Here is a 25,227-nt window from a genome sequence, read left to right on the forward strand (position 1 = left end):
CCCTCCCGCCCCCGCCCCCNAGGACTTGCTGCCATGGACCACCTGCACAACGGCACCCGCAACATCCACGCGCTGATCGTCGATGATGACGACGTCGACCGCGAGCGCCTGCTGCGCATGCTGCGGCGGGCGCCCCGTCACATCACCGTCGAGCAGGCGCGCACGCACGAAGAGGCGCTCGGGCTGATCCGGCAGGCCGACGCGCGTTTCGACATCGTCTTCCTCGACTTCGGCCTGGCAGACGGCGACGGGCGCGACCTGGTGCCGGCGATCCGCGGCGAGATGGACCCCGACTGCCCGATCATCGCCGTCACCGGCAACGCCGACGAGCAGATCGCGGCCGCTTCGATCAAATCCGGCATGATCGAGTTCCTGACCAAGCGCTCGCTCTCGGCGGAGCGGGTCGCGGCTTCGGTGGAGGAGGGGATGGCCTGGCGCCAGTACCGGCGGGACTTGCGCCGGGCCGAGGAGGAGCTGACCCATCGCAGCCTGCACGATCCGCTGACGGACCTGCCCAACCGCACGCTGTTCTCCGACCGGCTGGCGCAGGCCTGCGCCCGCGCGCGCCGGAGCGGCGACCCGTTCGCCGTCGCCGTGCTCGACCTCGACCGGTTCAAGGAGATCAACGACAGCGTCGGTCACGCGGCGGGGGACGCGGTGCTGGTGGCCATCGCCAGGCGCCTGCGCGAGAGCTTGCGCGAAGTCGACACCGTGGCGCGCCTCGGTGGCGACGAGTTCGCGATCCTGCTCCAGAACATCGACGGCGACGAGGCGGCCTTCACCGTCGCGGGCAAGGTCACCGATCTTGTCGGGCAGACGATCGTCCACGAAGGGCACCTGCTGCACGTCGGCGCCTCGCTCGGGATCGCCTTGTGCCCGCAGCTCGGCTTCCTCCCCGAGGTCCTGGTGCAGGCCGCCGACGCCGCGATGTACGAGGCCAAACGCAGCGCCGCCGGGACCGTGCTCGCCCGGGGCGAGGAGCGCCAGCCGGCCTGTCCCCACGCGCACGGCGACGTGCTCCCCGACGTCGAGGAGGCGCTCGCCCGGCGCATGCTCGAATGGTACTGGCAGCCGAAAGTGGACATGCGCGGCGGGCAGGTGCTGGGCTTCGAGGCGCTCGTCCGCTGGACGCACCCGCGCAACGGCCCGGTCGCGCCGGGCGCGCTCGTCGCGGCGGTCGAGCAGTCGCACCTCCTGGAGCCGTTCACGTACCTCAGCCTGGACGTGGTGCTGGAGCAGTTCGCGCGGATCCAGTCCGAGCTGGAGGGCGCCGGCATCTCCATCAACGTCTCGGCCCGGATGCTGGAGCGTCACGCCTTCGTCGGCCACGTGGTGGAGGGGATCGCGCGCCACGGCGTGGATGCCGCGCGCGTCACCCTGGAGCTGACCGAGACCGCGCTGATCGCCAGCCCGGCACAGGCGCGGCGCGTCATCGAGCAGCTGCGCGGCCACGGCATCGCGCTCTCCATCGACGACTTCGGCGCCGGCTTCACCTCCTTCGGGTACTTGCGCGAGTTCGCGGTGCGCGAGATCAAGATCGACCGCACCTTCATCTCGCGCTTCACCGAGAGCCGCTTCGACCAGGCGCTGGTCCATTCGCTGGTGGTGCTGTGCGACAGCCTCGGCATCGACCTCGTCGCCGAAGGGGTGGAGAACGGCGAGACCCAGGCGATGCTCGTCGCGGTGGGCTGCATCCGGGGGCAGGGCTACGGCATCTGCCGGCCCATGCCCTTTGCGGAGGTGGGCGCCTGGCTGGAAACTTGGAGGGCTTCCACGAGCGCGCGACGCCTGAGCGCCTGACGGCGCCGCCTTTCGCCGCTCAGTGCGAGCCCTTCAGCACGCGGCCGATCGCCGCGCGCACGTCGCGTTCGCCATAAGGCTTGGTGACCACCGGCACGCCCTTGAACGCCCCCACCTCGAGCAGGCGCTCGCCATAGCCGCTGGCGAAGATGAAGGGGATGCCGCGCTCCTGCAGCATCGCGGCGACCGGCGTGCTGGTCTCCCGGCCCAGGTTGACGTCCAGCATGGCGAACGTGATGTCGCTTCCCTGCAACGCGCCGATGGCGGCGTTGACCGAGCCGGCCACGCGGCAATCGGTGAACCCGAAGCCGCGCAGCATGTCTTCCGCCTCCATCGCGATGATGACGTTGTCCTCGACGATCAGCGCTGCGCCGGAAGCAAGCCCGTCCACGATCTCCGTGGCTTCCGGCGGCTCGACCGGCACTTCCCGCACCGGCGCGCCGGGCGTCTCGAAGCTGGAGATGTGATCCACGGGCACGAGGAACAGCGCGTGCAGGCCCTCCTCGGGATAGATCACCGAGGCCGAGCCGCCCAGTTCGTGGGGGATGGTGCGCTCGATGATGGTCGATCCGAAGCCGCGGCGGGTGGGCTCGGTCACCGCCGGGCCGCCTTCCTCGCGCCAGTCGATCTCCAGCGAACCGTCGTCGTCGCGGGCCAGCGTGACGCTGACCTGCCCCTGCGAATTGGACAGGGCGCCGTACTTGCACGAATTGGTCATCAACTCGTGGACCACCAGCGCCAGCGTGGTGAACGCGCTGGGGGCGATCAGCGCGTCGGGGCCCTCCACGATCACCCGGTCGGCGCTGTCGCTCGAATAGGCGGCGGTCTCGGTCCGGATCAGGTCGTAGAGCGAGGCGGGCGACCAGTCCTTGCGCGTCACCTGGTCGTGCGCACGGGCGAGGGCATGGATGCGGCTGCCGACGATCTCGGCGAATTCCTCGATGGTGCCGGCACCTTCCTTGCTCTGCGCCACCAGGCCGCGGATCAGGTTGAGGATGTTGCGCACGCGGTGGTTGAGCTCGGCGATGAGCATGTCCTGCTGCCGGCTGGCCTGCTCGCGCTCGGCGTGGGCGGCGTCGGACAGGCGCAGCACCACCTCGAGCAGCGTGATCCGCAGCGATTCCGCCGCCGAGATCTCCTCGTCGGTCCAGGGCAGCGAAAAGCCGCTGCGCTCCTCCTTCCACAGCTCGAAGCTCTTGCGGGGAGTGAGGCGGGCACCCAGCGGGCCGAGTTCGACCGCCTTCTCGGGGTTCCCGGCCCAGTTCACCTCCCGCAGCGCCTCGGAGCGGAACAGCACGATGTAGTCCCGGGGCGACCGGCTGACGGGCAGGGCCAGCAGCCCGGCGGCGCGGTCGACCCACTCCCGGGCGGGAGCGAAGACGGCGCCGATGTTGTCGGTGGACCAGACGGTGCTGGCGCCCGCGGTGTTGAGGAAGCGGGCCAGCTTCTCGAAATCGCGCTGGTCGGGCGTCGCGCCGTGCGCGAGGAAGCGCCCGTCCACCCATCCGGCGACACCGTCGAAGGGGATGACGTGGCGGATCGATTCGGTGAAGTCGTCGAAGGCCTCCAGCAGCGAGCCGCCGCCGGCCACGCGGGCCATGATCTCGTCGTGCAGGCGCAGCGATTGCGCCCGCTTCTCCAGCGTGAAGTCGGTTTCCTTCTGCTCCAGCAAGTAGGCGAAGAATTCACCGAACAGTTCGCAGGCGGTGCGCACCGAATAGGACAGCACCAGCGGTGCGTAGTGGTGGCAGGCCATCAGGCCCCACAGCTTGCCGCGGCGCATGATCGAGACCGACATCGACGCCTTGACGCCCATGTTGCGCAAGTACTCGATGTGGATCGGCGAGACCGCGCGCAGCCCCGACATCGACAGGTCCAGCGGATCGCCGTTCGGGCCGGCGGTCGGGTGGATCGGCACCGTGGGATCGTCCACGTCGCTGATGATGCGCAGCAGGTTGCGGGTGTAGAGCCGCCGCGCCTGCGCCGGGATGTCCGAGGCGGGGAAGTGGAGGCCCTTGAAGCTGTCCACCATGCCGTTGATGCTCTCGGCGATGACCTCGCCTGCGCCGTCGCCCTCGAAGCGGTAGATCATCACGCGGTCGAAGCCGGTCAGTCCGCGCAAGTGGCGCGCGGCGCTGGCGCAGAGCTGCTCCACGCTGGCCGACTGGCGCAGGCGCTCGATCATCGGGCGCACGTAGGAGACGAAGTCGCGGCGCCTGCCGTTTTCGTGCGGCTCCACCTCCAGCACGAACGATCGTCCCGACGGGTGGACCGCGAGGTCGAAGAGGCGCCCGTCGCCGAGCAGGTCGATGGCGAAGATCCGCTCGACGGTGGTGGCGCTGCCCAGGATCTGGAGGCGGGTGCGGATGTCGTGCAGCGCTTCGGCCGCCAGGAACTCGGTCGCCGAATGCCCGATCAGGTCGCGCGGGTCGCGGCCGAACAGCGTCTCGCAGTTCAGCGAGACGTGATTGATGATCCAGTCGCTGGAGAACGAGAGCAGCCAGCCGAAGCTCTGGATCCGGCCGATGATGTGGATGGGCTCGAGGTCGCAGGTGGAAAGGTCGACGCGGTGCATGCCCTCAGCCATCGACGCGGACCTCCGCGCGCCCGCTCGCCTCGAAGGCGCGTGCGAAGATGTCGAAGGCGCCGAGCGCAGCCTCGCGCGCGTTGGCGGCTTCCTCCGGCGGATAGGCGCGGCCCTTGAGCAGGGGGACGAGCGCCTTCCACGCCTCGTGGCCGCGGCCGTCGGCCATGTAGGCGGAGCGGAAGCCTTGCGCCTCGCCCCAGTAGCCGCGCTGGCGGATCATGGCGAGGCCGAGGCGCGAGCCGCACACGACATAGCCGACCCCCAGGCGCGCGCCCGGGAACTCGAGCCGGGCGCCCTCCACCGCAGGAAGGCCGTCCCCGTCGATGCCGAGCGCCGCCAGGTCCGCGCGCAGCATCGCCGGATAGTCCGGACATTCCAGCTGCAGCTCCTCTTCCACGAAGGCGCGGAACGTCGGGAACAAGGGGGCAAGGCCGATCGCGTGCGCGGCCAGGAAGCGGGCGAGCCCCTCCCGCCGGTGGAGGTCCAGCGACCCGAACGAGCCGTCCAGTCTTTCGTGCGAGGGACCCGTGGCCTGGCGCAGCGTGCTCAGCATGTCAGGCATTGAAGGCGATCCGGCTTCGGCTTGCATCAGGTATCCGCTAGGTTGCTCGAAGGGCGATTGCAAGCGAGCCGCGCGCGCCTGGCTTTGGAACTCCGGTGGTCCGGGAATGTTCCTCAGTCACATAGTATCAGCCGGCCTGTCCCGCGTCTGTTTACTTTTGACCACACGCGGTGGAACCGTTGCGGGACGGGCGGGTTTTCGTGGTCGGAGGCCGGGCACAGGGCCCCGGCTGCCGAGGACCAACGATGAGCACCATCCCGCAAACGAGCCCGGTTTCGGCAGCCGCGATCGCCGGGAGCGATCTGCTTTCCGCCCTTCGCCAGGACGACCTCGCGCTGCTGGAGGCGCGCATGGGCGAATGCCGGCTCAAGGCCGGCGACACCATCTACCACCCCGGCGACGACGTCGAGCACTGCTACTTTCCCACCCACGGGGCGATGTGCTCCTACTTCGTGGAGATGGAGGACGGCACCGCGGTCGAGACCATCCTGGTCGGCCGCGAAGGGGCGCTGGGCGGCATCGTCAGCCATGGCGCGCTGCCGGCCTATGCGCGTGCCAACGTGCTGCACGAAGGCGTGTTCCTGCGGATCGCCACGCGCGACCTGGAGGAGGCGAAGTCGTCCTCGCCGGCGATCTCGCACCTCTTCGCGCGCTATGCCGACTGCACCATGGCGCAGGTGTTCCAGTCGATCGCCTGCAACGCCGTCCACACCATCGAGCAGCGCGCCGCCAAGTGGCTGTCCTCGGCAGTCGAGCGGATCGGCCGCAACGACGTGACGATGACGCAGGAGCAGCTCGCCTCGATGATGGGCATCGGCCGCAGCTATGCCAGCCGCGTGCTGCAGCGCCTCAAGCGCGACGGCATGGTGCGCACCCGCCGCGGCGGCATCGAGGTGCTCGATCGCGAGCGCCTGAGGGCGCGGGCGTGCATCTGCAACCACCAGGTGGAGAGCCATTTCCGCAAGGTGCTCGGCGAAGTCTACCCGCAGGGCAACTGAGCGGCGGCCCGAAAATCGGGCGAGGTCCGGCGCCGCCGACCCGCAGGCGCACCGCGTTTCCCTCGCAGTTCAGGCGGTTCGGACGAGCGGTGCCCTGCCGTCGTCGAATATCCGTCGCAAATCAGCCATCGAAGCGCCATCGAACTTGCGCTTGGCTGTCATGAACCGCCCCTAGCAGTCGCCTCCGCGACCAACACACAGGGGCGACACCATGACCGAGATTAATCCAGCGGAACACTACACCGACGGCGACGTCGACACCAACGACCTGGGCCGGCCCTCGCTCGAGAGCATGGCCGCCGCGCGCTATTCGCGCCGCCAGACGATGTTCCGCGGCGCCGGCGCCACGACGATGGCGTTCATGGGCACGGGCCTGCTCGCGGCCTGCGGCGATGACGACGGCGAGAGCAGCCTGGGCGGCGTCACCGTCTCGGCGGGCGAGAACGCCGCCACCAGCGCGGGCCGCGTGGTCACGCTGACCGGCTCCGCCAGCGGCACGCTCAGCGGCAGCAGCGCGCCGAACTGGACCCAGACCAGCGGCCCGATCGTGCAGCTTTCGGGCACCACCGGCACCGTGACCTTCCTGGCTCCCGCCGTGTCCGCGGCGACCGACCTCGTGTTCACCTATACCGCCACCTCGGCCTACGGCGAGACCTCCAGCGCCAGCACCACCGTCCGCGTCTCGCCGGCGGCCCTGGGCTTCACCGCCGTGGCGCACAGCCTGGCCGACGTCGTCGTCGTGCCGCAGGGCTACACGGTCACCGTCATGACCCGCCTGGGCGACCCGATCACGGCCAACACCCCGGCCTACAAGAACGACGGCACCGACACCGACTTCGGCAACCGCATCGGCGACCATCACGACGCGCTGGCGTGGTTCGGCCTCTCCGCCGCCGGCGGCGTCGACGCCAGCAGCTCGACGCGCGGCCTCATGGTCCAGAACCACGAGAACATCACGCAGAAGTACCTCCACGTCTCCACGATCGTGCGCGACGAGGCGCAGGTCACCAAGGAGATGGAAGCGCACGGCGTCTCCATCGTCGAGTACAAGGACGCCGGCGACCGCAAGTGGGGCTACGTCCAGGGCAGCAGCTTCAACCGCCGCATCACCCCGTTCACCGAGACCGCGTTCCGCGGCCCGGCCGCCGGCTCGGCGATGCTGCGCACCAAGTACTCGCCGGACGGCACCAAGGGCCGCGGCACCATCAACAACTGCGCCAACGGTGTGACCGGCTGGAACACCTACCTCACCTGCGAGGAGAACTACGCCGGCTACTTCCGCCGCGACGCCTCGGACGACGCGCTGCGCTCGCCCCGCGAGCTGGCTTCGCTGCGCCGCAACGGCATCACCAGCCGTACCGGCAGCTACTCGTGGTCGACCGCGCCGACCACCAACACCGCGATCACGCGCTGGAATGCGACGATCAGCAGCGCCACCGCCACGTCGGCCGACGACTTCCGCTACGAGGTCAACCAGTTCGGCTGGGTGCTCGAGATCGACCCCTACGATCCCAAGTCGACCCCGCGCAAGCGCACCGCGCTCGGCCGCTTCGGCCATGAGGGCGCCTTCGTGCGGATCGCCGCCAACCAGAAGGTCGCCTTCTACATGGGCGACGACTCGGGCGGCGAGTACCTCTACAAGTTCGTCTCCACCGCCACCTGGAACGCGGCCGACGCCAACGCCACCGACCGCCTGGCGATGGGCGACAAGTACATGGACAACGGCATCCTCTATGCCGCGCGCTTCAACGCGGACGGCACCGGCGATTGGCTGCCGCTGGTGTTCGGGCAGGTTCCGCCGCGCCCGGCCAGCAGCAGCTACCCGGACGGCTACACCTTCGTCGACCAGGCGGACATCTGCGTGAACACCCGCTTCGCCGGCGACGCGGTGGGCGCGACGCCGATGGATCGCCCGGAGTGGACCACGGGTAACCCGGTGACCGGCGAGATCTATCTCACGCTCACCAACAACAGCGGCCGCACGGCGACCACCACCAACGCCGCCAACCCGCGCTCGTACTCGGATCCGAGGGTCACCGGCGGCGCCTCGTCCGGCAACCCCAACGGCCACATCGTCCGCCTGCGCGAGACCGGCGACAACACCGACGCCAAGACGTTCCGCTGGGACCTCTACATGTTCGGCGTCGACTCGACCGACTACGACGCCACCAAGACCAACGTGAACGTCTCGGGCCTGACCACCGCCAACGACTTCTCCAGCCCCGACGGCGCGTTCTTCTCGCGCGCGACCAACGCGGGCGGGCAGATCAAGCCGCTGCTGTGGATCGAGACCGACGACGGCGCGATGACCGACCGCACCAACTGCATGCTGCTCGCAGCCATGCCGGGCACGGTCGGCGACGGCGGCGCGGTGACGATCGACAACGGCGGCGGCAACACGCAGGCGACCATCGTCGGCGCCAAGGCGACCGCCGCCAACCTGCGCCGCTTCCTGGTCGGCCCGGTGGATTGCGAGATCACCGGCATCGACACCACGCCGGACGGCCGCACCATGTTCGTGGGCATCCAGCACCCGGGCGACAGCGGCACCGCTGCGGCTCCGGGCGGCCACTGGCCCTACACGCAGGACGGCAGCACGCCGGCCGCCAGCGTGCGCCCGCGCTCGGCCCTCATCGCCATCACCAAGAACGACGGTGGCGTGGTCGGGCTCTGACCTGACAGGCTCTCCCTCGGGAGAATGCAGGGGGAGGGGGCGCCACGCGGCGCTCCCTCCCTTCGCGTTCCAGGCATCGCCCGGGCGTTCCGCACACGACGCTCTGGCATCGCTCCCTGGCTTGTCCTAATAGACAGTGGTGTTGAATAGTGCGGTGCTTCGGCCAGGACGTCTCCGCTGCGAAGGGACGCTGACGGACGCCGCCATGGGAGACGTCACGTGAACAAGGGCATCATGAACCCTGGGGCCTTCGAGCCCTCCCGCCTTACCGCCGCCGACATGGACGCGGAGGTGCTCGCGACCTACCCGACCGAGGCGTTCCTCTCGAAGGACTACCTGGCGGCCGAGAAGAAACTGCTCTGGCCCAAGGTGTGGCAGATGGTGGAGCGCGAGAGCGACCTGCCCAACCCCGGCGACTGGATGACCTACGACGTCGCCGACGAATCGATCATCGTCCTGCGCAAGGACGACGGATCGCTCAAGGCCTTCCACAACGTCTGTCCCCACCGCGGCCGCCAGCTCGTCTCGGTGCCGGACATGCTGCCCGGTAAGGTCCACGATGTGCGCGGGTCCAACCGCCGCAACTTCATCTGCGGCTTCCACGGCTGGACCTTCGACCTCGACGGGCAGAACACCTACATCCTCGACCCGCAGGACTGGCAGAACAAGCTGACCCCCGAGATGACCTGCCTGTCGGACGTGCAGGTCGATACCTGGGGCGGCTACATCTACGTCAACATGGACCCCGATGCCGTCCCGCTGAAGGAGTGGATGGGCCGCGCCGGTGAGATCCTGTCGCATTTCGAGCTGGAGAAGATGCGCTACAAGTGGCGGCAGTGGGCGATCTACGACTGCAACTGGAAGACCGCGATCGAGGCCTTCCTCGAACCCTACCATGTCGCCGGCACCCATACGCAGCTGCTGGCCTACGGCGACTACTACGCGCTGTCGAAGCAGTACGGGCTCCACTCGGTATCCAGCTATGACACGCGCGATTCCAAGTTCCAGATGAGCGAGAGCGCGGGCACCACCCGCGCCGGCAAGGGCGACGACCCGCGCGTCTCCACTTACGAGCTGATCCGCGAGAACTACGAGACGGTGAACTACTCCGCCTCGACCGAGACTCTGGTGAACGCCGCCAGCCGCCTCCAGACCGAGCTGCCCGAGACGGCGACCCCGCAGGAGTGCATCGCCCACTGGCTCAAGTCCGCCAAGGCCGACGACGCCGCGCGCGGCGTGATCTGGCCCGAAGTGCCGCCCGAGATCAAGAAGGAGAGCGGCCTGGCCTGGGGGCTGTTCCCCAACCAGAACATCCTCCACGGGGAGACCTTCGCCCTGTGCTACCGCGTGCGGCCCTACAAGGACGATCCGGACAAGTGCGTGTTCGAGAGCTACGCCCTCGAGCGCTTCCCGGAGGGCGAGGAGCCCGAGACCGCGTGGACCTACGCCGACCCGATCGGCGAGAACTGGGGCTCCGTGCTGGCGCAGGACTTCTCCAACATGCAGTTCGTGCAGAAGGGCATGAAGTCCAGCGGCTTCCGCGGCCCGCTGCCCAACCCGCACCAGGAGCAGAAGGTCATCAACCTGCACCGCAACCTGGCGAACTTCATGGAAGGCCGCGGGGCGCCCACCAAGCTGCCGATCGACTGAACGAGGGCGCGGGCATGGGAGGGGCCGACCGCCCCTCCTTACCGACTGCAGCGGCGGGGAATTTCATGTGGCAGTGCACAATCGCACTTGCCGCGCCGTGGGCCTGTGCTAGCCATGCCGGTGAAGCAAAGGGGAGAGGGGGGAGGTCGCCCCGTCCTGGCGACAACCGGCACGTCTCGGCCCGCCGCGCGCGGCGCCCGGGGACGTCCTGCGAAGGAGTGCTCTCGTGGCCAGCGAACCCGTGTCCGACATCCAGCCCGTCACCTCGTCGGAACTCGACCAGCACATCATGCGAGTCCTGCGCAATCGCGTCGGCAAGGACGAGCGTGCCGCAAAGCAGCACGACTGGTACCGCGCCACCGTCTACGCGCTGCGCGACGAGATCATCGACGCCTGGTTCGAATCCACCCGCCGCACCTACGACGCCGGGGGCAAGCGGGTCTATTACCTCTCGATGGAGTTCCTGATCGGCCGCCTGCTGCGCGACGCCCTGTCAAACATGGGCCTGACGCGCGAGATGGAGAAGGCGCTGGCCGCCCACGGCCTCGACCTGGCCGAACTGGAAGAGCTGGAGCCCGACGCGGCGCTCGGCAACGGCGGCCTCGGGCGGCTGGCCGCGTGCTTCATGGAGAGCCTGGCGACGCTGGACATCCCCGCCTACGGCTACGGCATCCGCTACGTTAACGGCATGTTCCGCCAGCGCATCGACGAAGGCTGGCAGGTCGAGCTGCCGGAGACCTGGCTGGCGCACGGCAACCCCTGGGAGTTCGGGCGGGTCGAGAGCACCTACCGCATCGGGTTCGGCGGCGAGGTGGTCGCGCAGGGCGACGGCGTGGTGTGGAATCCCGCAGAGCAGGTCGACGCGACCGCCGTCGACACCCCTGTGGTGGGCTGGCGCGGCAAGCGCGTCAACACGCTGCGGCTGTGGACCGCGAGCCCGCTGGACCCGCTCAAGCTCGAAGCCTTCAACGCGGGCGACCACCTCGGCGCGCTGGCCGAGCAGATGCGCGCGGAAAGCCTCGTGCGCGTGCTCTATCCCGCCGACTCCAGCCCCGCCGGGCAGGAGCTGCGGCTGCGGCAGGAGTACTTCTTCACCGCCGCGTCGATCCAGGACATCGTGCGCCGCCACGTCCAGTATGCCGGCGACATCCGGACCCTGCCGGACAAGGCCGCGATCCAGCTCAACGACACCCATCCCTCGGTCGCCGTGGCCGAGCTGATGCGCCTGATGGTGGACGTCCACGGGCTGGAGTTCGGAGAGGCGTGGGAGGTCTGCAAGCGGACGATTTCCTACACCAACCACACGCTGCTGCCCGAGGCGCTGGAGACCTGGCCGCTGCCGCTGTTCGAGCGCCTGCTGCCGCGCCACATGCAGATCATCTACGCGATCAACAGCCGCGTCCTGCGCGAGGCGAGGAAGGCCGGCTGCACGGATGCGCAGATCGCCGCGATCTCGCTGATCGACGAGAGCGGCGAGCGCCGCGTGCGCATGGCGAACCTCGCCTTCGTGGGCGCGCACTCGATCAACGGTGTGGCCGCGCTGCACACCGAACTGATGAAGGAGACGGTCTTCGCCGATCTCCACGCGCTCTATCCCACCCGCATCAACAACAAGACCAACGGCGTCACCCCACGCCGCTGGCTGCAGCAGTGCAATCCCGGCCTGACGGGCGTGATCCGGGACGCCATCGGCGATGCCTTCCTGGACGACGCGGCGCGGCTGAGCGATCTCAACCCGCTGGCCGGGGATGCCGCGCTGGGCGAGCGGGTCGCGGCCGTCAAGCGGGCGAACAAGGTCGCCCTGGCCGATCACATCCGGCGGACGATGGGCATCCGCCTCGATCCGGACGCGCTGTTCGACGTCCAGATCAAGCGCATCCACGAATACAAGCGCCAGCTGCTCAACCTGATCGAGACGGTCGCGCTCTACGACCAGATCCGCAGCCATCCGGAGCGAGACTGGGTGCCGCGCGTCAAGATCTTCGGCGGCAAGGCGGCGCCCAGCTACCACAACGCCAAGCTCATCATCAAACTGGCGAACGACATCGCCCGGCGCGTGAACTCCGATCCTTCGGTGGGCGGGCTGCTCAAGGTCGTCTACGTCCCGAACTACAATGTGAGCCTGGCCGAGCGGATCATCCCGGCGGCCGACCTGTCCGAGCAGATCTCGACCGCCGGCATGGAAGCCTCGGGCACCGGCAACATGAAGTTCGCGCTGAACGGCGCGCTTACCATCGGCACGCTCGACGGCGCCAACGTCGAGATCAGGGACCACGTGGGCGACGAGAACATCGTCATCTTCGGGCTCACGGCTGAGGAGGTCGCGGCCAAGCGGGCGCAGGGCTACGACCCGCGCGAGGCGATCGAGCGCTCGCGCGAGCTGAGCCAGGCGCTTTCCACCATCGCCTCGGGCGTGTTCTCGCCGGACGATCCCGACCGCTACGCGGAGCTCATCGGCGGCATCTACGACCACGACTGGTTCATGTGCGCGGCCGACTTCGACAGCTACGCCGCAGCCCAGCGCGCCGTCGACGCGCGCTGGACCGACAATTCGGGCTGGCGTGCATCAACCATCAGGAACATCGCCAATGTCGGGTGGTTCTCGTCGGATCGTACGATCGCCGAGTACGCCAAGGAAATCTGGAAAGTCCTGTGAAACCCCCGGAAAGCGCCATCGATAGCCTGCTTCGGGGAGCCCACGCGGATCCGTTCTCCCTGCTGGGCACCCATGCCGGACCCGACGGCACGCACCTGCGGGCGGTCCTTTCCGGCGCCGAGACGGTGGAGGCCTTCAGCCTCGACGGCCACTGGCTGGGCACGCTGGACCGGATCGACGATCGCGGCCTGTTCGAGGGGCGGCTGCGCATCAAGCCGCAGCCGATCCGCTACCGCTGTGCCGCGGGCGGGCACGACTGGCTGGTGACAGACCCCTACAGCTTCGGGCCCGTGCTCGGCCCGGTCGACGACCTGCTGATCGCGCAGGGCACCCATTTCCGGCTGTTCGACAAGCTGGGCGCCCACCTCATCGAGCACGAGGGCGCACGCGGCGTCCACTTCGCGGTCTGGGCGCCCAACGCCCGGCTGGTCAGCGTGGTCGGCGACTTCAACGACTGGGACCCGGCCCGCCACGTCATGCGCAACCGCGTGGACATCGGCGTGTGGGAGATCTTCATCCCCGACATCGGCGACTACCGCGCCTACAAGTACCACATCGTCGGGGCCGACGGCTCGGTGCAGCCGCTCAAGGCCGACCCCTTCGCCTTCATGGCCGAGATCCGGCCGGCCAACGCCTCGATGACGGCGGTGCCTGCCAAGCTCGACTGGGGCGACGAGGCGCACCGCGCCCACTGGGCCTCGGTGGACCCCCGCAGGGTGCCGGTCTCGATCTACGAGGTCCACCCCGGCTCCTGGCGCCGCGACCGCTGGAACTGGTTCCTCGACTGGGACGCGCTGGCGGACGAGCTGATCCCCTACGTGGTGGAGATGGGCTTCACGCACATCGAGTTCCTGCCGATCAGCGAGCATCCCTACGATCCCTCGTGGGGCTACCAGACCACCGGCCTCTACGCGCCGTCCTCGCGCTTCGGCGAGCCGGCCGGCTTCGCGCGCTTCGTCGATGGCGCCCACCGCGCCGGCATCGGCGTGCTGCTCGACTGGGTGCCCGCGCACTTCCCGCGCGACGAGCACGGCCTCGTCCGCTTCGACGGCACCGCGCTCTACGAGCACGAGGACCCGCGGCTCGGCTTCCAGCCCGACTGGAACACGCTGATCTATAATTTCGGTCGCCGCGAAGTGCAGAGCTTCCTTGTCAACAACGCGCTGTTCTGGGCGGAACGCTACCACGTCGACGGGCTTCGCGTGGATGCCGTCGCCTCGATGCTCTACCGCGACTATTCGCGCCAGGCGGGCGAGTGGATCCCCAACCAGGAGGGCGGGCGCGAGAACTGGGAGGCGGTGGAGTTCCTGCGCGCCACCAATCGCCAGCTCTACGCCCAGCACCCCGGCTTCATGACCATTGCCGAGGAATCGACCGCGTGGCCCGGCGTCACCCAGCCCGCGTACGAGGGCGACGGCAAGGGGCGCGAGACGGCGCTGGGCTTCGGGTTCAAGTGGAACATGGGCTTCATGCACGACACGCTGCGCTACATGGCGCGCGACGCGGTGCATCGCCGCTACCACCATGACGACCTGACCTTCGGCCTGGTCTATGCCTTCTCCGAGAACTACGTCCTCCCGCTCAGCCACGACGAGGTCGTCCACGGCAAGGGCTCGCTGCTGTCCAAGATGAGCGGCGACGACTGGCAGAAGTTCGCGAACTTGCGCGCGTACTACGCGTTCATGTGGGGGTATCCCGGCAAGAAGCTGCTGTTCATGGGTCAGGAGTTCGCCCAGAGGCGCGAATGGAGCGAGGATCGCGCGCTGGACTGGGAGCTGCGCGAGGCGCCCTCGCACGAAGGCGTGCGCAATCTCGTCAAGGACCTGAACCGGCTGTACCGCGCCAAGCGGGCGCTTCATGCCGGCGACTGCGACCCCGCGGGGTTCGAATGGCTGGTGGTCGACGACAAGGAGAACTCGGTCTTCGCGTGGCTGCGCCAGGCGCCGGGCGTCGCCCCGGTGGCGGTGGTGGCCAACATGACCCCGGCGCTGCGCAGCGACTATCGCCTGCCGCTGCCGCTGGAAGGCAAGTGGAACGAAATACTCAACAGCGATTCGGTGCACTACGGCGGCTCCGGCAAGGGCAACCTCGGCCAGGTCAAAGCCGCCGACGGCCATGCGGTCGTCACCCTGCCGCCGCTCGCGACGATCATGCTCGAATACGCCGGCTGAGGCGGATAACGGACCGATGGAGAGAGAAGAATGAGACCAGCTTCCGGCTCGCCGCTCGCGCGCGATGCCATGGCTTACGTCCTGGCCGGCGGGCGCGGCAGTCGCCTGAGGGAGCTGACGGACAATCGCGCCAAGCCGGCGGTCTACTTCGGTGGAAAGGCGCGGATCATCGACTTCGCGCTGTCGAACGCGATCAACTCGGGCATCCGCCGCATCGGCGTGGCCACGCAGTACAAGGCGCATAGCCTGATCCGGCACATGCAGCGCGCCTGGAACTTCATGCGCCCCGAACGCAACGAGAGCTTCGACATCCTGCCCGCCAGCCAGCGCATCTCGGAGCTGCTGTGGTACGAGGGCACCGCCGACGCGGTGTACCAGAACATCGACATCATCGAGGCGCACGATCCCAAGTACATGGTGATCCTGGCGGGCGACCACGTCTACAAGATGGACTACGAGCGGATGCTGCAGCAGCACGTCAACTCGGGCGCCGACGTGACGGTGGGTTGCCTCGTGGTCCCGCGCATGGAGGCGACCGCGTTCGGCGTCATGCACGTGGATGAGACGGACCGCATCACCGCGTTCGTGGAGAAGCCCGCCGACCCGCCGGGCATCCCCGGCCAGGAGGACATGGCGCTCGCCTCCATGGGCATCTACGTGTTCGACACCGAGTTCCTGTTCGACCAGCTGCGCCGCGACGCCGCCGACCCGGAAAGCAACCGGGACTTCGGGGGGGACATCATCCCCTACATCGTCAAGCACGGCAAGGCGCAGGCCCACCGCTTCACCGACAGCTGCATCCGCGCGGCCGAGGAGATCGGCGAGTACTGGCGCGATGCCGGCACGCTCGACGCCTACTTCGAGGCCAACCTCGATCTCACCGACACCGTGCCCAAGCTCGACATGTACGACCGCGAGTGGCCGATCTGGTCGGACGCGGTGGTCGCCGCGCCGGCCAAGTTCGTCCACGACGAGGAAGGCCGCCGCGGCCACGCGATCTCGTCGCTGATCTCGAACGACTGCATCGTCTCGGGCGCACTGGCCAAGCGCTCGCTGCTGATGACCGGCGTCAAGATGGGCAGCTTCTCCTGCGTGGAGGAGGGCGTGATCCTGCCCTACTGCAACGTCGGCCGCCACGTCCGGCTCAAGCGCGTGATCGTCGATTCCGGGGTGCGCATCCCGGAGGGGCTCGTCGTCGGCGAGGATCCCGAACTCGACGCCAAGCGCTTCCGGCGCACCGAAAGCGGCGTCTGCCTCATCACCAAGCCGATGATCGACCGGCTGGCTTGACCGCGGCATGACGCTCCGGGTCCTGTCGGTCGCCTCCGAAGCGGTGCCCCTGGTGAAGACCGGGGGCCTCGCCGACGTGGTCGGCGCGCTGCCGGCGGCGCTGGCGCCCCATGGCGTGGAGACCACCACGCTGCTGCCGGGCTATCCCGCCGTGCTCGCCGCGCTGCGCCGTGCCCGCGCCGTCCATGCCTGGGACTCGCTGCTGGGCACGCCCGCCCGCCTGCTGGCGGGGACGCTGGAGGGCAGGCACCCGCTGCTCGTGCTCGATGCCCCGGCGCTCTACGCCCGCGAGGGTGCGCCCTACACCGATTCCGCCGGGCGCGACTGGGCGGACAACTGGCAGCGCTTCGCCGCCCTCGGGCGTGCCGCCGCCGATCTCGCCGGCGGGGCGATGGCGCGGCGTGGGAAGCCGCAGCGCTTCGACCTGGTCCACGCGCATGACTGGCAGGCGGCGCTCGCCTGCGTGTACTTGCGCTACGCTCCGCTCGGGGGCATCCGCGTCCCCTCCGTCATCACCATCCACAACATCGCCTTCCAGGGATGGTTCGGTGCCGAGGTCTTCCCCCGGCTCGGCCTGCCCGATGCCGCCTGGACCATCGACGGGGTGGAATACCACGGCGGCGTCGGCATGCTGAAGGGCGGCCTGGCGAATGCCGACGCGGTGACCACCGTCAGCCCCACCTATGCCCGGGAGATCCGCTCTCCCGCCTTCGGCATGGGGCTGGAGGGGCTCGTCGTCGCGCGTGGGAATGCGGTGCACGGCATCCTCAACGGGATCGACACGCAGGTGTGGAACCCGGTCGCTGATGCCACGCTAACCGCGCGCTATGGACACCGTACGCTCGAGAAGCGCCGCGCCAACAAGCGCGCGCTGGAGGCCGAGTTCGAACTGGCGGAGGAAGACGGCCCGCTCTTCGTCGTTATCACCCGCCTTACCTGGCAGAAGGGAATGGACGTCCTGTGCGAGGTGCTCGACCACCTCGCCGGCCTCGGAGGCCGCCTTGCGCTGCTGGGATCGGGCGACGGCGGGATCGAGCGCGAGCTGCTCGCGGGCGCCGCCCGGCACCCGGGCCGCATCGCCGTCCGCCTCGGCTACGACGAGGCACTCTCCCACCGCATGCAGGCCGGCGGCGATGCCATCCTGATCCCCTCGCGCTTCGAACCTTGCGGCCTGACGCAGCTCTACGGCCTGGCCTATGGCTGCCTCCCGGTCGTCGCCCGCACCGGGGGACTGGCCGATACGGTGATCGACGCGAACCCCGCCGCTCTGGCCGCCGGCTGCGCCACCGGCGTTCAGTTCGACGGTGTCACCTACGATTCGCTGGCCGCGGCGATCACGCGCACGATCGCGCTCTACCGCCAGCCGGCGGTCTGGCAACGCATCCAGAAGAACGCGATGAAGTGCGACTTCTCCTGGGCTGCCAGCGGCAAGGCCTACGCCGACCTCTACGCCGCGCTCACCGCATGACCGCACTCGGCGCGCGGGTGGAGGGCGGATCGACCGTCTTCGCCGTGCGCTCGCCCCATGCCGAGACGGTCTGGCTCTGCCTGTTCGCGGGCGAGCGCGAGACCCGCCATGCGATGGAACGGCGGGGCGAGGACTGGGTGATCGCGCTGGAGGGCGATCTCTCCGGCAGGCGGTACGGCTACCGCGCGCAGGGCGAATGGGCGCCCGAGCGCGGCCGCTGGTTCGATCCTGCCAAGCTCCTGGTCGATCCCTATGCGGTGGAGATCGACCGGCGCTTCGTCCAGGATCCGCGCCTGGCGCAGTTCGGAGAGGACACGGCCGACCTGGTGCCCCGTGCGCTGGTGCCGCGCCCCACGCCGCCGCTGCCGCCGCAGGCGCCGCGCTTCGCGCCCGGCGGTCTCGTCTACGAGGTGAATGTCCGCAGCTTCACCCGGCTTCACCCCGAAGTCCCGGAGCCCTTGCGGGGGACCGTGGCGGCGCTGCGGCATCCCTCGATCCTGGCCCACCTGCGCAAGCTGGGCGTGACGGCCGTCGAACTGATGCCGGTGGTCGCCTGGATCGACGAGCGCCACCTGCCGCCGCTCGGCCTGGTCAACGCCTGGGGCTACAATCCCGTGGCGATGATGGCGCTCGATCCCGGCCTCTGTCCCGGCGGGGTCGCCGAACTGCGCGAGACCGTGGCGGCCCTCCATGCGGAGGGCATCGGCGTGCTGCTCGACATCGTGCTCAATCACTCCGGCGAAAGCGACGTGCACGGCGGCGTGCTGTCGCTGCGCGGGCTGGACGACGCGGCCTATGCCCATGCGCCCGACGGAACCCTCATCAACGACACGGGCTGCGGCAACACCCTGGACTTTGCCAATCCGGCCGTGCGCCGGCTCGCGCTCGACAGCATGCGCCATTTCGTCACGGCCTGCGGCGTCGACGGGTTTCGCTTCGACCTCGCGCCCGTCCTCGCCCGCGGACCCGGCTTCAGCGCCAGCGCGCCGCTGTTCGACGAGATCGCCGCCGATCCCCGCCTGGCCGACCGCATCCTGGTCGCGGAGCCGTGGGACGTGGGGCCGGGCGGCTATCGACTGGGCGCCTTTCCCAGCCACTGGTTCGAGTGGAACGACCGCTTCCGCGACGATGTCCGCCGCTTCTGGCGAGGGGACGGGGGCATCGGCACCCTGGCGACGCGGCTGGCCGGCTCGTCCGACCTGTTCGGAGTTCCGGCACCGGGGCAGAGTTGCCGCTCGGTGAACTTCCTTGCCGCGCATGACGGCTTCACGCTGGCGGACACGGTCGCCTACGCCGAGCGCCACAACGCTGCCAATGGCGAGGGCAACCGCGACGGTCACGCCGACAACTGCAGCTGGAACAACGGCGTCGAGGGCCCCAGTCAGGATCCGGCGGTCCTCGCCGCACGTCGGGCCGACCTCAGGGCGCTCCTTGGCACCCTGTTCGCCTCCACCGGTACCATCCTGCTCACCGCGGGCGATGAATTCGGCCGCAGCCAGGCCGGCAACAACAACGCCTACTGTCAGGACAACGCCATCGGCTGGGTCGACTGGACCCACCGCGATCGCGGCCTGGAAGCCCACGTGGCCGAACTGGCGCGCCTGCGCAGGGCCCGCCTGGAACGGCACGCCCGGTTCCCGGAGACGGTGCGCTGGCTGACGCGAGGCGGAACGGACATGACGGTCGAAGATTGGGAGCGCCCTGGCGAATCCTGGCTGCAATGCCGGGTGGCGGAAGGCGAGGACACCCTGTTCACGATCGACCGCGAAGCCCGCATGGTGACGATCGGAGCCTGAGCGTCCATCCGGAATGCGTCAGGTGGCGTCTTCGGCGCGATTGTAGATCGCGACGCGGTTGGCCGGCTCGTCCGACCTGTTCGGAGTTCCGGCGCCTGGGCAGAGTTGCCGCTCGGTGAACTTCCTTGCCGCGCATGACGGATTCACGCTGGCGGACACGGTCGCCTACGCCGAGCGCCACAACGCGGCCAATGGCGAGAACAACCGCGACGGTCACGCCGACAACTGCAGCTGGAACAACGGCGTCGAGGGCCCCAGTCAGGATCCGGCGGTCCTCGCCGCACGTCGGGCCGGCCTCAAGGCGCTCCTTGGCACCCTGTTCGCCTCCACCGGCACCATCCTGCTCACCGCGGGCGATGAATTCGGCCGCAGCCAGGCCGGCAACAACAACGCCTACTGCCAGGACAACGCCATCGGCTGGGTCGACTGGACCCACCGCGATCGCGGCCTGGAAGCCCACGTCGCCGAACTGGCGCGCCTGCGCACGGCCCGCCTGGAACGGCACGCCCGGTTCCCGGAGACGGTGCGCTGGCTGACGCGAGGCGGAACGGACATGACCGTCAAAGACTGGGAACGCCCCGGCGAATCCTGGCTGCAATGCCGGGTGGCGGAAAGCGAGGACACCCTGTTCACGGTCGACCGCGAAGCCCGCATGGTGACGATCGGAGCCTGAGCGTCCATCCGGAATGCGTCAGGTGGCGTCTTTGGCGCGATTGTAGATCGCGACGCGGTTGGTGGCGAAGGCCGGGATGGTGACCACGTCGCGCCAATGCGGATCGAAGCCGGGCAGCGCCTCGAAGCGAGCCATGACCGCGTCAAAGTCCGGAATTTCCTCGTGGATGGTTCGTATCTGCGCGCGGTCTCCCGGGCTCGTCGCGATGTCGCAGCAGACGAGATCGGGGCCATTTCGTCGATCTTATAGGCAACGATGGCGCGCACCTCGGCGAGGGGAGACCGCGTGCGTCCCCTTGGCCGTAACGATCGCGAACCCGTCGCCGGTGATGATGATCTTGGCTTTGCGCATCCAATGTCCATGGAGGGAGGGAGCCAGCCGCCGGAGCCGGTTACCGTCCCAGTCTTCCTCCAAAAGCGTTGAACCGACCCTTCATCCAACCCGCCGCTTTCCTGCCGCTCTTCCGCCACTGCAGCGCCGCTCTCCTGCCGCTCTTCCGCCACTCTTACGAGCTCGGAACCGGTGCGGCCGGTCGTTCTTGCGGAGGCGCGGTGCGCCTCGTCCTGCGACGCAAGGCACGGCAGAACGGCTGCATCAATACACGCCTCGAGAGGCGAGCACCGCGGGAATGGTGCGCAGGCAGATGGCCATGTCGTACCAGGTGGACTTGCGGCGGGCATAGAGGGCGTCGAGGCGCACGCGGGCTTCGTACCGGACTTCGTTGCGTCCGCTGACCTGCCACAGACCGGTGAGGCCGGGGCGCACGGAGCAGTAGGCCTCGAACCGGGGGCCGTAGCGCGGGATCTCGGCCGCAATGATCGGCCGCGGTCCGACCACGCTCATGTGCCCGGCCAGGATGTTGAACAACTGCGGCAGTTCGTCCAGGCTGGTCTTGCGAAGGATCGCTCCGACCTGGGTTATGCGAGGGTCGCAGCGGAGTTTCTGGTCCCTTTCCCACTCCATCCGGGCTTCGGTCGAGCGCGCGAGGAGGTCTTCGAGCACATCCTGCGAATCGACCACCATCGAGCGAAACTTCAGGCACGGAAAGGTTTGCCCGTTGCGCCCCACTCGCGGCTGGATGAAGAGCACCGGACCTGGCCCGGACAGCGTGATCGCCAGCGCGGTGAGGATCAGGAAAGGGAGGAACACCAGGATCGCCAGCAGAGCCACGCCGATGTCGAACGCGCGGGCCCCAAGCTCCCGCTGTGCGCGATGGGCCGCTCCGTTCGCAAGCGATGGGCGACCTTCGTCGATCCGGTCCACCGCCCGGACGCGCGGCGCGCTGGAGTCCCCCAATCCGATCTGATCGAGAGCGAAGGGCAACGCGACCGAAGCGGGCACGGCATCACGATACGGCGTCGAAAGAGCTTCCATGATCCACCCTTCAAAGGAACCCGAGTCTGCGCTGGTTGAGGTCAATCGTCCTTGTGAACCCATCGTAATGCAAGTTAACGAAGCGTCAACTTTCTCTGCTGCGTCGCATCAAAGTAACGGATCTATATTGGACCAAGTTCTCATCTGAATCAGCGGCAATTCTTGCGACAACGCGATGGCTTTCCGTTTCGACAGTGATGATCGAAAGACGAACAGAGCTTCGAAGGCATCATTCTTGGAGATCGCGGTCGATCGGTCCGGCGCGGTGACCCGTCCCAGCGCAGCCCATTCCAGCCTTTCAAAGCGCAGAAGCGTTCGTATCGGACGCACGAAGTGCGGTTATTCGTACTGCGCCGCCGTCCCCAAGGCGGTGCGGGCCAGAGATGTCGTCCCGAACATCGGCGCGGCTCACGGCTATTGCTCCCTGAAGGCCCGGGCAAGCTGGTCCGAAAGCGGCTTGAGGATGTAGCTGAGCATGGTCCGTTCACCCGTCTGGATGAACGTTTCTGCGGGCATCCCAGGCCTCAGGCGCAGCCCGCCCAGCTTGGGCAGCTCGCCGCGATCGAGCCTGACGATCACCTGGTAGAACGAATTGTGAGTGACGGCGTCCTCGGCCCGGTCCGCGGACACGTGCGACACCGTCCCCTGCAGTTCGGGAGTGGTGCGGGCGGAGAAAGCGCTGAAGCGCACCGTCGCGCGTTGGCCGACGCGGACCTGATCGATGTCCGTCGGCGAAGCCATGGCTTCGATGATCATCCGGTCGGTGTCCGGCACGAGTTCGAGAATGGTCTGTCCGGGGGGGATCACACCGCCCACGGTGCGGAATGCGAGCTTGTCGACGACGCCCGCATGGGGCGCGCGGATCACCGATCGTTCATAGCTGTCGTCCGCGGCCACTTTCGCGCGCCGCGTCTCGCTGATCCTGGCGACCACGTCGAGCAACTCGGCGGCGGCGCTGCTGCGCGCGTCGGTGGTGACGGCCCCGATCTCCACTTGGAGTTCCTGGATGCGCGCCGCGCCGGCCGCGGCGCTTTCGCGGGCGCTGCTCGCCTCGGCGGTCAGCCCGGAAGCGGATCGTTCCAGCGCATTCAGGCGATCGAGCGTGGTGTAGCGCTTCTCGTAGAGCCTTCGCGTGGCATCCAGTTCCTCCTGTATGAGGTGGGCCTGCTCGGCGTAGCTGCGCGACTGGGCGCGCGAACTCGCGACGTCGGCACGGGCCTGGCGGATACGCTCGCTCAGCTGCGAGGCCATTGCTCGGCGCGCCGCGCGCCGCAGCGCGTGCGTCTTGCGCTCCTGCGCCAGGAGTGCGGCGACCTCGGGCGAATGGGATCGGCGGGTGAGTTCAGCCGGGAAGACGATGTCCGCGGCATTGTCCCGCTCCGCGGTGAGGCGCGCAGCGCGTGCGAGAAGCTGGTCCACGTTTTCGCCGGTGTAGCTCGCCGTTGCGCCCGTGACCCTGGAGTCGAGGCGGATCAGCGGCTGTCCCTCCTTCACGTGGTCGCCGTCGCGGACCATGATGTCTGCGACCACGCCGCCGCTCGGATGGCCGATTTCCTTCACGTAGTTGGCCACGGTGACCTCGCCGGGAGCGATCACCGCCCCTGTCATGGGGAGCGATGCGGCCAAGCCACCCAGCCCGAATACCAGCGCGGCGGACAGGACGAGCCCCGTCCGGACATCCTTGCGCAGGCTGCTCTCCGGTTCATACACGCTCTCGCCGTCGGCGTCCGGCGCCGCATCCGGTGGCATGACGATGGGGCTGCTCATGCGCTCAGCCCGCCCGAAGATCGGAGCCGGCGGGGGCAGGGCTGAAGTTGATCCGCTTGAGCATCTCCCCCCGCTCTCCCATCTGCGCGATCTGCCCGTCCGCCATGATCATGATGTGGTCCACGTGCGCGAATATCGTCGGGCGGTGGCCCACGATGATGACCATGGCGCCGCGCGCCTTCGCGTGTCGCACGGCCGCGACCAGGGCGTCTTCCCCGGGTGCATCCAGATTGGAATTGGGTTCGTCGAGAACGATGAGGAAGGGATCGCCGTAGAGCGCGCGGGCGAGCGCCAAGCGTTGCTTCTGCCCGCCGGAGAGGCCGCCTCCGCCCGGTCCGCCCAAGCGGTAATCGTAGCCCCCGGGCAGCGAGACGATCAGGTCGTGCACGTCTGCACTCCGCGCGGCCGCGATGACCGAATCGGCACTCGCGGCCGGATCGAAGCGCGCGATGTTCTGCGCGATCGTCCCTTCGAACATCTCGATGGTCTGCGGGACGTATCCGAGGTGCGCTCCGAGTTGGACCGGATCCCATTGCTCGAGCGATGCGCCGTCCAGCCGCACCGCTCCGCGCAGCAATGGCCAGGCCCCCGTGATCGCCCGCATGAGCGACGACTTGCCGGACCCGCTGTGCCCGATCACCGCCAGCGCCTCGCCTGCGCCGAGCCGGAAGGAGGCATGGGCCACGGTCACCTTCTGGCGCCCCGGCGGGCCGCATGCCACGCCCTGGACCTCCAGGCTGCGCCTCGGAGGGGGAAGCGGCATGGGGGCCAGGCGCGGCGGAACGCGATCCGTCAGCCCGTGCAGCCGGTTCCAGGCCTGGCTCGCCTCGGTCATCGCCTTCCACTGCCCGATCGTCTGTTCGACGGGCATCAGCGCTCTGGCGCTGAGGATCGAACCCGCGATGATCACGCCGCCCGTCGCATCGCCGTCGATGACGAGGAACGCGCCCACGGCCAGGACGAAGGACTGCAGGAAAAGGCGGAACGCCTTGCTGATGACCTGCACTCGTCCGGATACGCCGGCGAGTTCGTCGTGCGCCGCTATCAGCGCCAGGCTGACCTTGTCCCAGCTGCTCCGGCGGCGGCCGCTCATGCCGAGCACGCGGATCGCTTCGCCGTTGCGCCGGATGTCCTCCGCCATGGCGAAGCGGGCGCCCGCCACCGCGGCGGCACGGTGCGCCGGAGCCCGGGTGCGCCGATCGCCCAGCACCATCAGCGCGACCATCACCACCACGCCGGCCACCGTGGCCAGCCCGAGGGCCCAGTGGAAGATGGTGAGGATGAGAAGGAACAGCAGGACGTAGGGCAGGTCCAAAAGAGCCAGCGGGCCCGGCCCGGTCAGGTAGCTGCGCACCAGGTCGAGATCCCGCACCGGCGCCAGTCCGGCCGGCAGGGGACCGATCTCCTGCTCGTAGCGGCTGATCACGTCGTACAGCCTGTCGCACAGCCTGCGGTCCGCCTTGGCCCCGGAATGCAGCAGCACGCGCGCCCGGATGACGTCGATGGAGCCCTGGAACGCGTAGGCCACGGTGACCATGAGCAGGAGGCCTGCCAGCGTCGCTTCGCTGCGGCTGGCGAGGACGTCGTCGTAGACGAGCAACATGAAGAACGAGCCGGCGAGAAGGAGCACGTTGAAGATGGCGCTGAACGCCACCACCGGCCACAGGACCGGCGCGAGTACCTGCAACATGCCGCGCAGACCCGGCACCAGATTGTCTTTGGCCGGATCCATCTAGGGCCTTCCTGGTGCCGCGGGCCGGC

14 protein-coding genes and 1 pseudogene are annotated in these 25,227 nt (G+C 68.8%); 10 read left to right on the forward strand and 5 right to left on the reverse strand.

The genetic code is table 11. The features are described from left to right. Positions 1-33: 33 nt before the first annotated feature. Positions 34-1,800 (forward strand): putative bifunctional diguanylate cyclase/phosphodiesterase, encoded by a 1,767-nt coding sequence (locus ACFFJC_RS00685; RefSeq protein WP_379485650.1) that lies wholly within the window; start codon positions 34-36, stop codon positions 1,798-1,800. A 19-nt stretch (positions 1,801-1,819) separates the two neighbouring features. Here ACFFJC_RS00685 and ACFFJC_RS00690 read toward each other — a convergent pair whose 3' ends face one another. Continuing rightward, entirely contained in the window at positions 1,820-4,387 is a 2,568-nt protein-coding gene (locus ACFFJC_RS00690) for an HWE histidine kinase domain-containing protein (protein WP_379485651.1), read from the reverse strand. After that, positions 4,380-4,940, reverse strand: coding sequence for a biliverdin-producing heme oxygenase (locus ACFFJC_RS00695; protein ID WP_379485652.1), 561 nt, complete (start codon positions 4,938-4,940; stop codon positions 4,380-4,382). Before ACFFJC_RS00695 ends, ACFFJC_RS00690 begins: the two co-directional genes overlap by 8 nt. 254 nt (positions 4,941-5,194) lie before the next feature. Here ACFFJC_RS00695 and ACFFJC_RS00700 point away from each other — a divergent pair, with 254 nt between their 5' ends. The 9 genes and pseudogenes from ACFFJC_RS00700 to ACFFJC_RS00740 form a co-directional block, all read left to right on the forward strand. Further along, the gene (locus ACFFJC_RS00700; protein ID WP_379485653.1) at positions 5,195-5,947 is read left to right on the forward strand and encodes a Crp/Fnr family transcriptional regulator; all 753 of its coding nucleotides are present in this window, start codon (positions 5,195-5,197) and stop codon (positions 5,945-5,947) included. 211 nt (positions 5,948-6,158) lie between these two features. Then, positions 6,159-8,621 (forward strand): PhoX family protein, encoded by a 2,463-nt coding sequence (locus ACFFJC_RS00705; protein ID WP_379485654.1) that lies wholly within the window; start codon positions 6,159-6,161, stop codon positions 8,619-8,621. Positions 8,622-8,855: 234 nt separating this feature from the next. Then, positions 8,856-10,271, forward strand: a complete 1,416-nt coding sequence (locus tag ACFFJC_RS00710; protein ID WP_379485712.1) for an aromatic ring-hydroxylating oxygenase subunit alpha — start codon at positions 8,856-8,858, stop codon at positions 10,269-10,271. Positions 10,272-10,497: 226 nt separating this feature from the next. Next, a complete protein-coding gene (locus tag ACFFJC_RS00715) occupies positions 10,498-12,927 on the forward strand; it encodes a glycogen/starch/alpha-glucan phosphorylase (RefSeq protein WP_379485655.1) in 2,430 nt (809 codons plus the stop codon). Further along, the gene (gene glgB, locus ACFFJC_RS00720) at positions 12,924-15,098 is read left to right on the forward strand and encodes a 1,4-alpha-glucan branching protein GlgB (RefSeq protein ID WP_379485656.1); all 2,175 of its coding nucleotides are present in this window, start codon (positions 12,924-12,926) and stop codon (positions 15,096-15,098) included. The genes ACFFJC_RS00715 and glgB overlap by 4 nt, the downstream gene beginning before the upstream one ends. A gap of 30 nt (positions 15,099-15,128) precedes the next feature. Beyond that, on the forward strand, positions 15,129-16,388 hold the full coding sequence (gene glgC, locus ACFFJC_RS00725) for a glucose-1-phosphate adenylyltransferase (protein WP_379485657.1): 1,260 nt from the start codon (positions 15,129-15,131) through the stop codon (positions 16,386-16,388). Between the two features lie 7 nt (positions 16,389-16,395). Further along, entirely contained in the window at positions 16,396-17,856 is a 1,461-nt protein-coding gene (gene glgA / locus ACFFJC_RS00730) for a glycogen synthase GlgA (RefSeq protein ID WP_379485658.1), read from the forward strand. Beyond that, complete coding sequence (glgX, locus tag ACFFJC_RS00735; RefSeq protein ID WP_379485659.1) at positions 17,853-19,652, forward strand: glycogen debranching protein GlgX; 1,800 nt, start codon at positions 17,853-17,855, stop codon at positions 19,650-19,652. Before glgA ends, glgX begins: the two co-directional genes overlap by 4 nt. A gap of 46 nt (positions 19,653-19,698) precedes the next feature. After that, positions 19,699-20,325 (forward strand): annotated as a pseudogene (locus ACFFJC_RS00740) (glycogen debranching enzyme); the annotation flags it as partial. 594 nt (positions 20,326-20,919) lie between these two features. Here ACFFJC_RS00740 and ACFFJC_RS00745 read toward each other — a convergent pair. The 3 genes from ACFFJC_RS00745 to ACFFJC_RS00755 all read right to left on the reverse strand — a co-directional run bounded on the left by ACFFJC_RS00745 (position 20,920) and on the right by ACFFJC_RS00755 (position 25,198). After that, positions 20,920-21,699, reverse strand: coding sequence for a sugar transferase (locus ACFFJC_RS00745; protein ID WP_379485660.1), 780 nt, complete (start codon positions 21,697-21,699; stop codon positions 20,920-20,922). A 414-nt stretch (positions 21,700-22,113) separates the two neighbouring features. Further along, a complete protein-coding gene (locus ACFFJC_RS00750; RefSeq protein WP_379485661.1) occupies positions 22,114-23,466 on the reverse strand; it encodes an HlyD family type I secretion periplasmic adaptor subunit in 1,353 nt (450 codons plus the stop codon). Positions 23,467-23,470: 4 nt separating this feature from the next. After that, positions 23,471-25,198, reverse strand: a complete 1,728-nt coding sequence (locus ACFFJC_RS00755) for a type I secretion system permease/ATPase (RefSeq protein WP_379485662.1) — start codon at positions 25,196-25,198, stop codon at positions 23,471-23,473. Positions 25,199-25,227 lie beyond the last annotated feature (29 nt).

This window comes from Novosphingobium soli, from assembly GCF_042432915.1.
GTDB classification, from domain to species: domain Bacteria; phylum Pseudomonadota; class Alphaproteobacteria; order Sphingomonadales; family Sphingomonadaceae; genus Novosphingobium; species Novosphingobium soli.

Bases quoted from the DNA above. Each gene is read 5' to 3' on its own strand.
- ACFFJC_RS00685 (WP_379485650.1), top strand. From the start codon at position 34: ATGGACCACCTGCACAACGGCACCCGCAACATCCACGCGCTGATCGTC.
- ACFFJC_RS00690 (WP_379485651.1), bottom strand. From the start codon at position 4,387: ATGGCTGAGGGCATGCACCGCGTCGACCTTTCCACCTGCGACCTCGAG.
- ACFFJC_RS00695 (WP_379485652.1), bottom strand. From the start codon at position 4,940: ATGCTGAGCACGCTGCGCCAGGCCACGGGTCCCTCGCACGAAAGACTG.
- ACFFJC_RS00700 (WP_379485653.1), top strand. From the start codon at position 5,195: ATGAGCACCATCCCGCAAACGAGCCCGGTTTCGGCAGCCGCGATCGCC.
- ACFFJC_RS00705 (WP_379485654.1), top strand. From the start codon at position 6,159: ATGACCGAGATTAATCCAGCGGAACACTACACCGACGGCGACGTCGAC.
- ACFFJC_RS00710 (WP_379485712.1), top strand. From the start codon at position 8,856: ATGAACCCTGGGGCCTTCGAGCCCTCCCGCCTTACCGCCGCCGACATG.
- glgC (WP_379485657.1), top strand. From the start codon at position 15,129: ATGAGACCAGCTTCCGGCTCGCCGCTCGCGCGCGATGCCATGGCTTAC.
- glgA (WP_379485658.1), top strand. From the start codon at position 16,396: ATGACGCTCCGGGTCCTGTCGGTCGCCTCCGAAGCGGTGCCCCTGGTG.
- glgX (WP_379485659.1), top strand. From the start codon at position 17,853: ATGACCGCACTCGGCGCGCGGGTGGAGGGCGGATCGACCGTCTTCGCC.
- ACFFJC_RS00745 (WP_379485660.1), bottom strand. From the start codon at position 21,699: ATGGAAGCTCTTTCGACGCCGTATCGTGATGCCGTGCCCGCTTCGGTC.
- ACFFJC_RS00750 (WP_379485661.1), bottom strand. From the start codon at position 23,466: ATGAGCAGCCCCATCGTCATGCCACCGGATGCGGCGCCGGACGCCGAC.
- ACFFJC_RS00755 (WP_379485662.1), bottom strand. From the start codon at position 25,198: ATGGATCCGGCCAAAGACAATCTGGTGCCGGGTCTGCGCGGCATGTTG.